Origin of the sequence: Kribbella sp. NPDC048915, assembly GCF_040649595.1 — a bacterium.
GTDB lineage: Bacteria > Actinomycetota > Actinomycetes > Propionibacteriales > Kribbellaceae > Kribbella.
The window spans coordinates 25,383-38,508 of record NZ_JBEZFT010000041.1; the positions used below are offsets into that span (position 1 = coordinate 25,383).

At 70.5% G+C, this 13,126-nt stretch carries 13 protein-coding genes; 11 read left to right on the forward strand and 2 right to left on the reverse strand.

Annotated features, from left to right (window positions below; all coding sequences use genetic code 11):
- The first annotated feature begins 55 nt into the window (after window positions 1-55).
- Genes AB0B82_RS21090 through AB0B82_RS21105 form a run of 4 tightly spaced genes read left to right on the forward strand, consistent with a single transcriptional unit; the run spans window position 56 to window position 4,301 of the window.
- Window positions 56-1,219: an acyl-CoA dehydrogenase family protein gene (locus AB0B82_RS21090; protein WP_360170862.1), complete on the forward strand. Its 1,164-nt coding sequence runs from the start codon at window positions 56-58 to the stop codon at window positions 1,217-1,219.
- 7 nt (window positions 1,220-1,226) lie between these two features.
- Window positions 1,227-2,756, forward strand: coding sequence for an acyl-CoA carboxylase subunit beta (locus AB0B82_RS21095; protein WP_360170865.1), 1,530 nt, complete (start codon window positions 1,227-1,229; stop codon window positions 2,754-2,756).
- Window positions 2,757-2,769: 13 nt separating this feature from the next.
- Complete coding sequence (locus AB0B82_RS21100) at window positions 2,770-3,546, forward strand: aldolase/citrate lyase family protein (protein WP_360170868.1); 777 nt, start codon at window positions 2,770-2,772, stop codon at window positions 3,544-3,546.
- 59 nt (window positions 3,547-3,605) lie between these two features.
- On the forward strand, window positions 3,606-4,301 hold the full coding sequence (locus AB0B82_RS21105; RefSeq protein WP_360170871.1) for a maleylpyruvate isomerase N-terminal domain-containing protein: 696 nt from the start codon (window positions 3,606-3,608) through the stop codon (window positions 4,299-4,301).
- Window positions 4,302-4,313: 12 nt separating this feature from the next.
- Here the strand turns inward: AB0B82_RS21105 and AB0B82_RS21110 are convergent, their stop codons facing one another.
- Entirely contained in the window at window positions 4,314-5,387 is a 1,074-nt protein-coding gene (locus AB0B82_RS21110) for a GTP-binding protein (RefSeq protein ID WP_360170874.1), read from the reverse strand.
- A gap of 105 nt (window positions 5,388-5,492) precedes the next feature.
- Between AB0B82_RS21110 and AB0B82_RS21115 the strand changes: the two genes are divergently transcribed.
- Genes AB0B82_RS21115 through AB0B82_RS21140 form a run of 6 tightly spaced genes read left to right on the forward strand, consistent with a single transcriptional unit; the run spans window position 5,493 to window position 10,881 of the window.
- Entirely contained in the window at window positions 5,493-6,704 is a 1,212-nt protein-coding gene (locus AB0B82_RS21115; protein WP_360170877.1) for a GNAT family N-acetyltransferase, read from the forward strand.
- 17 nt (window positions 6,705-6,721) lie between these two features.
- Complete coding sequence (locus tag AB0B82_RS21120) at window positions 6,722-7,426, forward strand: DUF4129 domain-containing protein (protein WP_360170880.1); 705 nt, start codon at window positions 6,722-6,724, stop codon at window positions 7,424-7,426.
- The gene (locus AB0B82_RS21125) at window positions 7,423-8,013 is read left to right on the forward strand and encodes a hypothetical protein (RefSeq protein WP_360170883.1); all 591 of its coding nucleotides are present in this window, start codon (window positions 7,423-7,425) and stop codon (window positions 8,011-8,013) included. Before AB0B82_RS21120 ends, AB0B82_RS21125 begins: the two co-directional genes overlap by 4 nt.
- Before the next feature lie 14 nt (window positions 8,014-8,027).
- Entirely contained in the window at window positions 8,028-9,020 is a 993-nt protein-coding gene (locus tag AB0B82_RS21130; protein ID WP_360170886.1) for a MoxR family ATPase, read from the forward strand.
- Window positions 9,017-10,336, forward strand: coding sequence for a DUF58 domain-containing protein (locus AB0B82_RS21135; protein ID WP_360170889.1), 1,320 nt, complete (start codon window positions 9,017-9,019; stop codon window positions 10,334-10,336). The genes AB0B82_RS21130 and AB0B82_RS21135 overlap by 4 nt, the downstream gene beginning before the upstream one ends.
- Window positions 10,333-10,881 (forward strand): hypothetical protein, encoded by a 549-nt coding sequence (locus tag AB0B82_RS21140; protein WP_360170892.1) that lies wholly within the window; start codon window positions 10,333-10,335, stop codon window positions 10,879-10,881. Before AB0B82_RS21135 ends, AB0B82_RS21140 begins: the two co-directional genes overlap by 4 nt.
- A 178-nt stretch (window positions 10,882-11,059) precedes the next feature.
- On the opposite strand, the gene AB0B82_RS21145 is transcribed toward AB0B82_RS21140, so the two are convergent.
- The gene (locus AB0B82_RS21145; RefSeq protein WP_360170895.1) at window positions 11,060-11,599 is read right to left on the reverse strand and encodes a TetR/AcrR family transcriptional regulator; all 540 of its coding nucleotides are present in this window, start codon (window positions 11,597-11,599) and stop codon (window positions 11,060-11,062) included.
- Between the two features lie 103 nt (window positions 11,600-11,702).
- Between AB0B82_RS21145 and AB0B82_RS21150 the strand changes: the two genes are divergently transcribed.
- Entirely contained in the window at window positions 11,703-13,124 is a 1,422-nt protein-coding gene (locus AB0B82_RS21150) for a DHA2 family efflux MFS transporter permease subunit (protein WP_360170898.1), read from the forward strand.
- The last annotated feature ends 2 nt before the right edge of the window (window positions 13,125-13,126 follow it).

Here is a 13,126-nt window from a genome sequence, read left to right on the forward strand (position 1 = left end):
ATGCTGCCCAGCGTGCTTTACGTTTACGTAAGCGTCAAGCACGAAGGAGTGCCGCATGTTCGAGTTGTCGGCGGAGCATCAGGAGTTCCGGCGGAGTGTCCGCGACTTCGCGGCGGCGGAGATCGCGCCGCACGCGGCCGAGTGGGACCGCAAGCACTACTTCCCGGTGGAGGTCGTGCAGAAGATGGGGCGGCTCGGGCTGTTCGGCCTGACCGCGCCCGAGGAGTACGGCGGTGCCGGCGGCGACTTCACCAGCCTGTGCGTGGCGATCGAGGAGATCTCCCGGGTCGACCAGTCGATGGGGATCACGCTCGAGGCCGCGGTCGGGCTCGGGATCAACCCGATCCTGACGTTCGGCACCGACGAGCAGAAGGCCACCTGGCTGCCGGACCTGGTCGCGGGCCGCACGCTCGCCGGGTTCGGGCTGACCGAGCCGGAGTCCGGGTCGGACGCCGGTGCCACCAGGACCCGCGCGGTGCTCGACAACGGCGAATGGGTGATCGACGGCTCGAAGCAGTTCATCACGAACTCCGGCTCGTCCATCACCTCGTGTGTCACGGTCACCGCGCGCACCGGCGAGCGGCCGGACGGCAAGCCGGAGATCTCCACGATCATCGTCCCCAGCGGTACGCCGGGATTCACCGCGGAAGCGGCGTACGACAAGCTCGGCTGGCATGCCAGCGACACGCACCCGCTGTCGTTCGTGAACTGCCGTGTGCCGGAGGCGAACCTGCTCGGCGAACGCGGCAAGGGGTTCGCGCAGTTCCTCGCGACGCTCGACGACGGGCGGGTCGCGATCGCGGCCGTTGCGCTCGGCTGCATCCGCGCCTGCCTGGAGCTGTCCGTGCAGTACGCCGGTGAGCGGCAGACGTTCGGCGTACCGATCGGGCGTAAGCAGGGGGTCGCGTTCCAGATCGCCGACCTGAAGGTGATGGCCGACGCGGCCGAAATGCTCGTGTACCGGGCGGCGGCGCTGAAGGACGCGGGCGCGCCGATGGCCGAGTTCAAGCAGGCGGCGTCGGTGGCCAAGCTGTACGCGACCGAATCCGCGGTGACCGCGACCCGGATCGCGACCCAGGTGTTCGGCGGCTACGGCTTCATGGAGGAGTACCCGGTGACGCGCTTCTACCGCGACGCGAAGATCCTGGAGATCGGCGAGGGTACGTCGGAGGTCCAGCGGATGCTGATCGCCCGCAGCCTCGGACTCCCGGTGGAATGATGACCCTATGACGCACGACCACTGGACCGAGGTCAAGGTCGCTCGGGAAGCCACGCTCGCGCCGTCCGAGAAGGCGGCGGCGAAGCTCGAGAGTCAGAACAAGTTGTACGTCCGCGACCGGATCGCGCTGCTTGTCGACGAGGGCAGCTTCGTCGAGGACGCCCAGCTCGCCAACGCACTGAACCCGGGCCTGCCCGCGGACGGCGTGGTCACCGGCCGGGCGCTCGTCGACGGGCGACCCGCGCTGATCGTCGCCAACGACCCGACCGTGAAGGCGGGCTCGTGGGGTGCGCGGACGGTCGAGAAGATCGTCCGGGTGACCGAGGTGGCGCTTCGCGACGAGCTACCGGTGTTCTGGCTGATCGACTCCGCAGGCGCCCGGATCACCGACCAGGTCCAGCTGTTCCCGGGCCGGCGCGGTGCGGGCCGGATCTTCCACAACCAGGTCGCGTTGTCCGGCAAGGTCCCGCAGATCTGCTGCTTGTTCGGCCCGTCGGCCGCGGGCGGTGCGTACATCCCGGCGTTCTGCGACATCGTGATCATGGTCGACGGCAACGCCTCGATGTACCTCGGGTCGCCGCGAATGGCCGAGATGGTGGTCGGCGAGAAGGTCACGCTGGAGGAGATGGGCGGCGCCCGGATGCACACGAGTGTGTCCGGCTGCGGCGACCTGCTCGCGAGCGACGACACCGAGGCGATCGAGCTGGCCAAGCAGTACTTCTCCTACCTGCCCGGATCGTGGCGCTCGCGTCCCCCGTCGTACGACGTCTCGGAGCCGGCGCGTGACTTCACCCGGGACCTGGTGCCGGCCGAGGAGAGCGTCGGGTTCGACATCCACGACGTGATCGACGCGCTGGTCGACGCGGACACGTTCTTCGAGGTCAAACCGGCGTACGCGCCGGAGCTCGTGACCGGGTTCGGGCTGCTGGCCGGTCAGGTGGTCGGGATCGTCGCGAACCAGCCGGCCGTGAAGGGCGGCGTCCTGTTCGTGGACTCCGCCGACAAGGCGGCCCGGTTCATCTGGCTGTGCGACGCGTTCAACGTGCCGCTGGTGTACCTGTGCGACGTGCCGGGGTTCATGATCGGCAGCGAGGTGGAGCGCGCCGGCATCATTCGGCACGGCGCGAAGATGATCACCGCGGTGTCCGAGGCGACCGTGCCGACCGTCTCGGTGATCGTCCGCAAGGCGTACGGCGCCGGGCTGTACGCGATGTGCGGCCCGGGGTTCTCGCCGGACGCCTGTGTTGCGCTGCCGACCGCGAAGATCGCGGTGATGGGGCCTGAGGCGGCGATCAACGCCGTGTACTACAACAAGATCCAGGAGATCGCCGACGAGGGCGAACGGGTCGAGTACGTGTCCCGGCTGCGCGAGGAGTACGAGACCGACATCGACATCCTCCGGCTGGCCGCGGACCTCGTCATCGACGCGATCGTGGAGCCGGAGAACCTGCGTGCCGACCTGATCGCACGACTCGCCGCAGCCCAGTCCAAGGACCGGACGTTCTCGCACCGCCGGCACGGCGTACCGCCCGTTTAGATAGGCTCAACGGGTGAATGCAAACGATTTCGCGCGTCGGGTCCGGTCCCGGGAGAAACTGGTCGGGTACTGGATCACGCTGGACGCGCCGCCGGCCGCCGAGCGGATCGCCAGGCTCGGCTACGACTACGTGGTGCTCGACGCGCAGCACGGCCTGATCGGGTACCAGGGACTGATGACCGGTCTGCTCGCCGTCGACGCGGGATCCGCGATCGGCCCGCGGCCGACGGTCGGACTGGTGCGGGTCGAGGCCAACGACCCGACGCCGATCGGGCGCGCGCTGGACGCCGGTGCGACCGGCGTGATCGTGCCGCTGGTGGACACCGCGGACGACGTGGCGCGCGCCGTCCGCGCGGCGAAGTACCCGCCGGTGGGCGTGCGCTCGTACGGGCCGATGCGGGCGTCGCTGCGGATCGGTCCGGAGCCCGCGGACAGCAACGACGCGACCGTGGTGCTTGCGATGATCGAGACGCCGCTCGGCCTGCAGAACGTCGCCGAGATCTGCGCGACGCCCGGTCTGGACGGCGTGTACGTCGGCCCGTCGGATCTCAGCCTCGCGCTCGGTGCGCGCTTCCCGGGGGACCCGGAGGTGGCGGGTCCGTTCGAGGAGGCGGTCGAGCTGATCGCGCGGACCGCGCAGGAAGCCGGCGTCGCGGCGGGCATTCACACCTTTGACGGCGAGTCGGCGAAGAAGCGGCTGGAGCAGGGCTACACCTACGCCACCGTCGCCTCCGACCTCAGCCACCTCGAGGCCGCCGCGACCGCACACTTGGAAACCGCCCGGTCCTAGGAACACCCCGGCGTGCTCGCAGGTTAAGTTCGGAAGGAGCACATCGAGGAGGTCCGGGGATGAAGGCACCAGAGCGTGGCGCGTTGCCGCGTGGACTGGCGGCGACCTTGGGACGGGCGTACGGGCGGCTGACCGAGACGGTGCAGGGGCTCAGCGACGCGGACTTCCAGCGCGAGACCCGCTGCCCGGGGCTGCCGGTCGGGCCGATGCTCGTCCATCTGTTGTTCGATGCGGAGCGGGCGCTGGTCGCGTTCGCGAGCCCGGCGGCCGCGGAGGCGGACCGCGACTTCGTCTCGTACTGGCAGGACTTCCCGCCGCAGCCCGAGGGGGACACCGGGTTCGAGCGCGGCGTCGCGGCGGCGTACCGCAAGCCCGGTGTGCTCGTGCAGCACTGGCGTGAGGTCTCCGAGGCGGCGGTGCGCGCAGCGGCGACCGCGCTGGCGACCAAGGGGCACCGGATCGAGACCCAGGGTCATGTCCTGCAGGCGTCCGACTTCGTTGCCACGTTGGTGCTCGAGGCAACGGTTCACCACCTCGACCTGATCGTCGGCCTGCCCGGGGCGCCGGAGCCCGACCCGGAGGGGCTGCAGGTCACGGCGCGGACGCTGGACGGATTGTTCGGCCCAGAGGCGTGGGACGTGATCGACTGGGACACCACGACCTACATCCTCAAGGCGACCGGCCGGCTGCCGCTCGACGAGGACGATCAGGACATGCTCGGTCCCTACGCCAAGCGGCTGCCGCTGCTCGGCTGACGACGGATCGACTCAGAGCACTCCGGCGAACGGGTCGTCGAGGCTCGTCCAGTCCAGACCGGCGAGCTCGGACTCGGTCAGCAGGCAGGCGTCCAGGACGGTCTGCAGGCGGTCCGGGTCGAGGCCGACACCGGTGGCGACGAGCGTGCACTCGGCCAGGTGCTCGGTGTCGGACCATTCGCCGAGCGTCCCGAGCGAGGCGCTGTAGCCGGCGGACTCCCAGCGCACGCGTTGCGTTGGGCGGTTCGCCAGCCAGACCACGCCACGGCTGCGGACCACTCCGTCCACGATGTCCTCGAGTGCGTCGTTCAGCCGGGCCGGGTGCAGCGGCCGGGTCGACCGCCACAGGACTGTCGTCACCCCGTCACCGCTCGGCTGCACGCGGTCCGCGGCCGCGAGCTCGCCGGCCCACGCCTCGGCCGCGTCGAAGTCGAACCGTCCGGTCCGCGCGACCGCCCCTTGCGGTACGCCGTCCGGATCGGTCGAGACCACCGCGGTCCGCGGGTTCAGGTGCAGCAGCAGGTGCTCCAGGCGCGCGGGCGCCGTACTGCGATGCGCATTGGCCAGCACGCACACATCGGCGTACTCGATCTGGCGGGCGGTGAGCTCCGCGACGTTGCGCCGATCCGGTGCGCCGAGGGCGAGGCCGCGTTCCGCGAGCAGTTCGTCACCGGACAGTTGCTCGACCAGCAGTACGGCGTCGGTGACGCAGGTGACCGTGTCGACGGCGATCTCCGGCAGCGCGGACGTCAGCGCGGCGACCAGCGGCCGCGCCTCCATCGCGGGCGGCGCCGAGACGACGACGTGATCCCAGTGACCGCGCGCGACGAGCGCTTCGAGCAACGGGACGAGCGACTCGATCAGCTGGCACGCCCCGCAGTCCTCCCCGACCGTGAACTCGCCGGCGTCGACCGGCCCCGCGGCGTCCCAGACCCGCCAGGTCAGCACTTCCCGATCGGGCAGATCGTCCTGACCGACGCTCACGACCACCGTGGTGGCGTCGGTCATCGCGGTCAGGACGGGCTCCCGCAACGTCGTGGAGAGCCCGACCAGCAAGGACAGCGGAGTTTCGGCTCGGGCGGTCATGACGAAATCGTATGAAAACGGTTTTCATCAGTCCAGGCCTCCCGGCGCGCCGCGACCCGATCAATTCAGGGGCGTGCGCTCCCGATCGTCTGGTAGGTAAGGGACATGGCGATCGAGATCGGGCAGTTCACCGGCAGCTGGGAAGAGCTCGTCGAGCTCCTGGACGTGGCGTTCTCGGCGCCGTGGAGCGAGGAGCAGTACACCGCCGAGCGGCTGGTGTGGGAGCGGGAGCGCAGCATCGTCGCGAGCGAGGACGGGCAGCTCGTCGGGCACACCGGTACGTTCTCGCACCTGATGACCGTGCCCGGCGGGCAGTTGCCGGTCGCGGGCGTGACGATGGTCGGGGTCCGCGCGACGCACCGGCGCCGTGGCATCCTGCGCGACCTGATGCGCCGGCAGCTGACCGATGTCCACGAAGCCGGCCGCGAACCGCTGGCGGCGTTGACCGCGAGCGAGCCGGTGATCTACCCGCGGTTCGGGTACGGGCTGGCGGCCGTCTACCAGGAGATCGCCGTACCGAAGGCGTCGCGCGGGCTGCGGCCGGTGGCCGGCATCGACGACGTCCGGATCCGGTACGTCGACGCGCGCGAGTACCTCCACCGCTGCGCCGACTTGCGGAACAAGCTCGCGGCCGAGCGGCCCGGTCACTTCGTGCACGACGAGCGCTGGCGTGAGTACGCGATCAGCAACACCGTCACGATCGACACCGACAACGCGTCCAAGCTGCGCTGCGTCGTCGCGGAGCGGGACGGCGAGCTCACCGGGTTCGCGTACTACCGGACCAAGCGCGCGGACAAGGGGTACGTCGACGTCCAGCGGGTGCATGCGGTGGACATCGCGTCGCATGCGGCGTTGTGGCGATACCTGCTCGAGCCGGACCTGCTCAGCGAAACGCACTGCGAGATGCTCGCGCTCGACGACCCGCTGCTGGACCTGCTGCTCGACCCGCGCGCGCCGAACCCGGTCACCCGGGACGGCCTGTGGATCCGTCCGGTCGACGTACGACGGGCGCTCGCCGGCCGGACGTACGCGCAGGACATCGACGTCGTGCTCGAAGTGGTCGACGAGTTCCTGCCCTGGAACGCGGGACGTTGGCACCTGAGCGGCGGACCGGACGGCGCCTCGTGCGAGTCCGTGTCCCGCGACGCCGACCTGACCCTCGACGTCCGCGACCTGGGCGCGGTGTACCTCGGCCGGCCGTCGCTGGCGCGGCTCGGCCGAGCCGGTCTGGTCACCGAGCATCGGGCCGGCGCGCTGGCCGCGACCTCGGAAGCGTTTTCCACATCGCGGTTGCCGTTCCTCGACACGGGCTTCTGACGGGGTAGCCTGCCCAGATGCAGAGGGAGCGTCGGGGTCCGCTCGCGGCGGTCGCCGTTCTGCTCGTGGGGCTGCTGGCAGCCGGCTTCGTCGTGCTCGCCTCCGCGAGCGGTCCGGTGCGTCCGGTGAGCGACAGCACCCTGAGCTCCAGCCCGAAGCCGCTGCCCACCCGCAGTGCCGACGTGACCGCCGCGCCGCAGTCACAGCCGACCCCGTTGGTGATCCCGCCGGGCAAGACACCCGCCTGGGTGCTGTCGCTGTGGCAGGCCGTCGTGTACCTGGTGATCGCCGCCGTGGTCGCGGTCATCGTGGTGCTCATCGTCCGCATCGTGCGCCGCGTTCGGCTGCCGCACGTGGAGTCCGTCGAGCAGGACTGGGAGCGGCTGAAGAGCGAGCGGTTGGCGGAGGCCGTCGACACCGGGCTGGCGCGGATCGACACCGGTACGGCGACCGACGCAGTGGTCGCGTGCTGGGTCGCCCTCGAGCAGGCAGCCGCCTCGGCCGGCGTACCGCGGGATCCGGCCGAGACACCGGCCGAGTTCACCGTTCGGGTGCTGGGCATCGGAGGGATCTCCGAGCCGCAGCTGATCCGGCTGGGTGAGCTGTACCGCGAGGCGCGCTACTCGACGCACGGCTCGAGCGAGCAGGCGCGGACCGAGGCGCGCGCGGCGCTGCTTCGGCTGCGCGACGAGCTTGCGGTCGCGACGGAGGCTTCGCCATGAGCGTGTACCGCTGGGCTCCGCTGGAGGAGAAGCCGCCGCCGCCCGAAGCCGGCGAACCGACCCGCCGGCTCTGGCCGCGCAAGCTGCTCGTGCAGCACGTGGGGTTCGCGGTGCTGGCAAGTCTGGTCGCGGTGGGCGCGTTCAGCGCGGCCGGGATGGCGCCGCGGCCGTTGTGGTTCGTGGCGACGGCGATCGCGGTCGGGGTCGGGTCCCTCGCGCTCCGGTTGCTGCTGCCGCAGGTCCTCGAGACGAGCTGGCCCGGCCGGTACGACGACCGGCTCGCCCAGCTGCGGTCGCGGATGACCGACAACCGCACGCAGTTCATCGCCACCTGGGTGCAGGAGTCGAACCGCGAACGACGCGCCGGCGAAGGGTCACGCACGTTCGTCCGGCGGATCCGGCCGTTGCTGCTCGAATTGACCACCGACCGCCTCGTGCACCAGCACGGCGTCGACCCCGAGCAGGAACCGGATCGGGCCCGCGGCATCACCGGCGAGCGGCTCTGGCAGCTGATCTACGACGAGGACAAACGCACCGCGTCCCTCGACGACATCGAGTACGCGATCCACACCATCGAGAACCTGTGAGGGACGGCAGCGACATGGCAGTGAGCGAGATGACGCCGGCCGAGGTGTCCGGGCTGAGCCGCGAGGTCCTGGACCGCGTCGGCCAGGCCGTGGTCGGCAAGACCGAGGCGCTCGAACTGGTGCTCGCGGGCATCCTGGCCGGCGGGCATGTATTGCTCGAGGACTACCCGGGGCTGGCGAAGACGCTGGCCGCGCGGTCGTTCGCGCAGGCGCTCGGGCTGGAGTTCCGGCGCGTGCAGTTCACGCCTGACCTGCTGCCGTCGGATGTCACCGGCGGGTTCGTGTACGACCAGAAGGAGTCCGAGTTCGCGTTCCGCCCGGGGCCGATCTTCACCGGGCTGCTGCTGGCCGACGAGATCAACCGGACGCCGCCGAAGACCCAGGCGGCGCTGCTCGAGTCGATGCAGGAGCACCAGGTGACGGTCGAGGGACAGACCTTCCCGCTGCCGAGTCCGTTCCATGTGCTCGCGACCGCCAACCCGGTCGAGTACGAAGGCACGTATCCGCTGCCGGAGGCGCAGCTCGACCGGTTCATGCTGCGGATCGGCTTCGGGTATCCGAGCCCTGCGGAGGAATGGGAGGTGCTGCGGCGGCGGATGAGCCGGCGGCGTGAGGACCAGTCGGTCGACGCCGTGACGGACGCCGCCGGGTTGCTCGCGGCGCAGCGGGCCGTCGAGACGGTGACGGTCGACGACACGGTCGGCCAGTACTGCGTCGACCTCGCGACCGCTACCCGCCGGGATTCCCAGGTGCTGGTCGGTGCGTCGCCGCGTGGGTCGTTGGCGCTGTTGCTGACGGCGCGTTCGTACGCGGTGATTCAGGGGCGCGATTACGTCGTACCCGAAGATGTGAAGGCGGTCGCGGAGGCGGCGCTGGCGCATCGCATCACGGTCCGCCCGGAGCTCTGGCTGCACGAGGTCACCGGCGCCACGGTCGTCCGCGCCGTCCTCGGCTCGGTCCCAGCGCCCCCGACCGTCTCCGACCCTGCGGTAGGCAGCCGCGCATGAGTTGGCAGCCGACCAACGCGCAGGTGCGGGCGGTCTTCGTGGCCGCGGTGCTGCTCGGGGTGGCTGTGCTGTTCCGGCGGCCGGATGCGGCGGTGATCGGGTTGCCGTTCGCGTTCCTGGCGGCGTGGGGGCGGTACTTCAAGCCGAGTGAGCAACCCGAGGTACACACCGAGCTGGACGCGGACGTGCTGTTCGAAGGGCAGGGGACGACGTACCGGCTGCGGGTCACTCCGCCGGAGAGCGACACTGTCGATTTGGTGGTGGCCGCGCTGCCGCGGGCGCCGTGGTTCCAGTACGACCCGCCGCAGGCTGCGGTCGCCGAGCCCGCTGCTGACGCCGCTGACGGCTCCGGCCGTGAGGTGCGGCTGGAGGTTGGTGTGCGGTCGAAGCGGTGGGGCTTGCGTTCGTTGGATCGGCCAACTGTTGCGGTGACGTCGCCGGTCGGCGCGTACCGGGTGCAGGTGACGTCGGCGGAGGCGCAGGTGGTGACCACGCTGCCGTTGCGTGAAGGGTTCGCGGCGGTGGACGCAGTACCGCGGCCGGCCGGGCTGGTCGGGCTGCACCGGTCGCGGCGTCCTGGGGAAGGGACGGAGCTGGCCGGCGTACGGCCGTTCCGGACCGGCGACCGGCTGCGGCGAATCAACTGGGCGGTGTCGGCGCGGACGCAGGAGTTGCACGTCACGTCGACGTGGTCCGACCGTGACACCGAGGTCGTGATCATGGTCGACACCGGCGGCGAGATCGGCGTCAGCGAAGGGATCGACGGTCGCTCGTCGAGCCTCGACACCGCGGTCCGCGCGGCGGCGGCGATCGCTGAACACTACCTGCGCAACGGGGATCGGGTGCGGCTGATCGACACCGGCAGCCTGTTCCGCGGCGTGCGGTCCGGGAGCGGGCGCGGGCATCTGCGGCGGATCCTCGACACGCTCGTGCACGCGGATCAACGCAGCCGTCAGCAGGACGAGGAGCAACTCGCGCGGCGGAACCGGATCCGGTCGGACAGTCTGGTGCTCGTCCTCAGTCCGTTGCTGCGCCCGACGATCCTCGGGTACGTCGTGACGCTCGTCCACTCGGGCTGCACCGTGATCGCCGTCGACACGCTGCCGCCCGACGTTGCGTCGGTGATGGACCTCGACGCGCACGACGCCCGTACCTGGCCGCTCGCGTGGCGACTCCGTCTCCTCGAACGCCGCCGCGACCTCGACCGCCTCAGCGACCTCGGCGTCCCGACCGTCCCCTGGCGCGGCGCCGGCACTCTCGACGAAGTACTGCGCGACGCCTCCCGACTGTCCGCCGCCCCCAGGATCCGCTCGTGAGCGCTGATGAGCGGATCTCGATGTGGTTGGCGCAGCTCCGGGTTGCTGGGCGAGGGGTGCTGTCTGCGCGGCTGCTGATTTTGCTGGCCGGGGCCGTCGCGCTCGTCGTACCGGCTGTGCAGCCGTGGGATCAGCCTGACCTGGTGCCGGTCGTCGGGGTGCCGCTGCTGGTGTGCGTGGCGGTCCTGCCGGACTCACTGGCGGCGCTGGCTTTCATCTTCGTGGTGGTGTTCGGCTGGCTGATGCGCGGCCCCGCCGACCCGAGCTGGAGCATCGCGGTCACCGCGATGGCGCTCGTCGTCCTCCACCTCGCATCCGCCTTCGCCGGTCAACTCCCGTCGTACGCCCGCATCTCCCGCGCCGCTCTCCACCGCTGGTGGTTGCCCGCAGCAACCGCCCTGCTGCTCGCGCCGGCGGTAGCCCTGATCACCGCCCTCGTCCGCCACGCCGAAGTCCCCGGCTCTCTCGTCGTCACCACAGCAGCCCTCGTGCTCACCACAGCCACCATCTGGCTGACCGCCGACCAACACCCCAACCGCGACTGAACCCATGAGTTTGAGCTGGGGGCCTAGATGATTGATGGACAGCCCGAAGGCGTACACGCTCGACAGGTGGTGTCGTGTGGGGCGGGTGTGTTCGGTGTCTGATTCACGCTCGGCTGTGGCTCCTGGGACGGGAGACGTCCTGTCGACCTGACACGCGCTCGCACGAGCGAGTGGAGGGTTACTCGTAGGTGCTGGTGAGTTCCTGGGACCAGGGGAGGGCGATGGCGTTGGGACCCATCACCTGCATGGCGGTGAGGACGGTCATCAACATGCCTTCGGCGAGGAACTGGCGGGTTTCTTCGGGGGTGGCGCCGGTGAGGTCGCGGACCAGGGTGTAGATGTTGCCGAACCCTTCGCGGACGCAGTCGCCGATCACCGGGTCACCGCTGGCGGAGAAGCCGTGCAGGAGGACCAGGAGGAGCTCGCGTTCGGCGAGCAGGACGGCGTAGTTCGCGCCGAGGGTGCGGAGCTCGGGCGACGCGGCGGCGGCCGCGCGGAAGATCTCCTCGATCCGCGCGCAGACGGACCGGATTGCGGCCAGGAACAGCTGCTGCTTGGTCCCGAACAAGCGGATCACGTACGGCTGGGAGACCCCGGCCAGCCGGGCGATCTCGTCGGTCTTGGTGCCCTCGTACCCGGACGCCGCGAACGCCTGTACCGCTGCCCGCAGCACCTCGTCGCCGCGCTCCTTGGCGGTCAGCCGGACCTTGCTCGCCATCCCTGCTCCTCTCCTCCTCGACCCCTCCCTTGACATGTTATCAGTCAATGCATACTCTCGGAATCGAGCTTGTTATCAGTCAATTACAACAAGGAGAAACGCCATGTCATCGACCGCTCTCGAGGAGAGGGAAGTGGTGGTCACACCCCGCCGCGGGCTCGGCGTGGTGCTGGCCGCGGTGGGGATCCCGACGTTCATGGTCACGCTGGACAACCTCGTGGTCACCAACGCGCTGCCGGTGATCAAGTCCGAGCTCGGCGCCTCGCTGTCGGACCTGCAGTGGTTCGTGAACGCCTACACGCTCGCCTTCGCCGCGCTGCTGCTGACCGCGGCCGCGATCGGCGACCGGCTGGGCCGCCGGCGGATCTTCCTCGCCGGGATCGTGCTGTTCACGCTCGCGTCGGCGGCCTGTGCGCTGGCGACCGAGCCGTGGATGCTCACCGGGGCTCGCGCGATTCAAGGCCTCGGCGCGGCGGCCGTGATGCCGCTGTCGCTGACATTGCTCGCCGGCGCCGTGCCGGAGCGCCTACGCAGTGCCGCGATCGGCGTCTGGGGTGGCATCTCGGGGCTCGGTGTGGCGGTCGGCCCGGTGGTCGGCGGTGCCGTGGTCGACGGCCTCAACTGGCAGTGGATCTTCTGGCTGAACGTTCCGATCGGCGCGATCGCCGTACTGCTGGCCGCGCGCGTCCTGACCGAGTCCCGGGGCACGGCGCAGCGCCTCGATCTGGTCGGTCTGGTACTGGCGACATCCGGTGTGCTGTCCGTGGTCTGGGGTGTCGTGCACGGGGCCGACGACGGGTGGACGTCCGCGGGTGTCCTCGGGGCATTGATCGCAGGCGCTGTGCTGCTGGCCGCGTTCATCGGCTGGGAGCGGCGGACACCGGCGCCGATGCTGCCGCTGCGGTTGTTCGCGGTGCGGTCGTTCAGCGTGGTCAACGTGGTCGCGTTCACGTTCGCGGTCGGGGTGTTCGGTGCGGTGTTCCTGCTGGCGCAGTTCTTCCAGGTCGTGCAGGGGTACACGCCGTTCCAGTCCGGCGTACGGACGCTGCCGTGGACCGCGGCGCCGCTCGTCGTGGCGCCGATCGCCGGCCTGATCGTCGACCGGGTCGGTCCGCGGACGCTGATCGTCGCAGGGCAGGCGTTGCTGGCGATCGCACTCGGGTGGATCGCGCTGATCACCACGGCGACAACGCAGTACGGCGACCTGGTCGTACCGTTCGTACTGGCCGGCGTCGGGATGGGGCTGACGTTCGCTCCGTCGGCGAGTGTGGTGATGGACAGCGCGTCCGACGCCGACCGCGGCGTGGCGTCCGGGACGAACAACACGATCCGCGAGGTCGGAGTCGCGATGGGTGTCGCCGTCCTCGCGTCGGTGTTCGCGTCGGCGGGGTCGTACGAGTCGCCCACCCAGTACGCCGCGGGTCTCGTACCGGCGGTCTGGACCGGCGCCGCGGTCGTTGCCGCCGGCACCCTGGTCGCGCTGCTCCTCCCGGGCCGGCGGTCCGCGGTGCGTTCTACAGTGTGAGC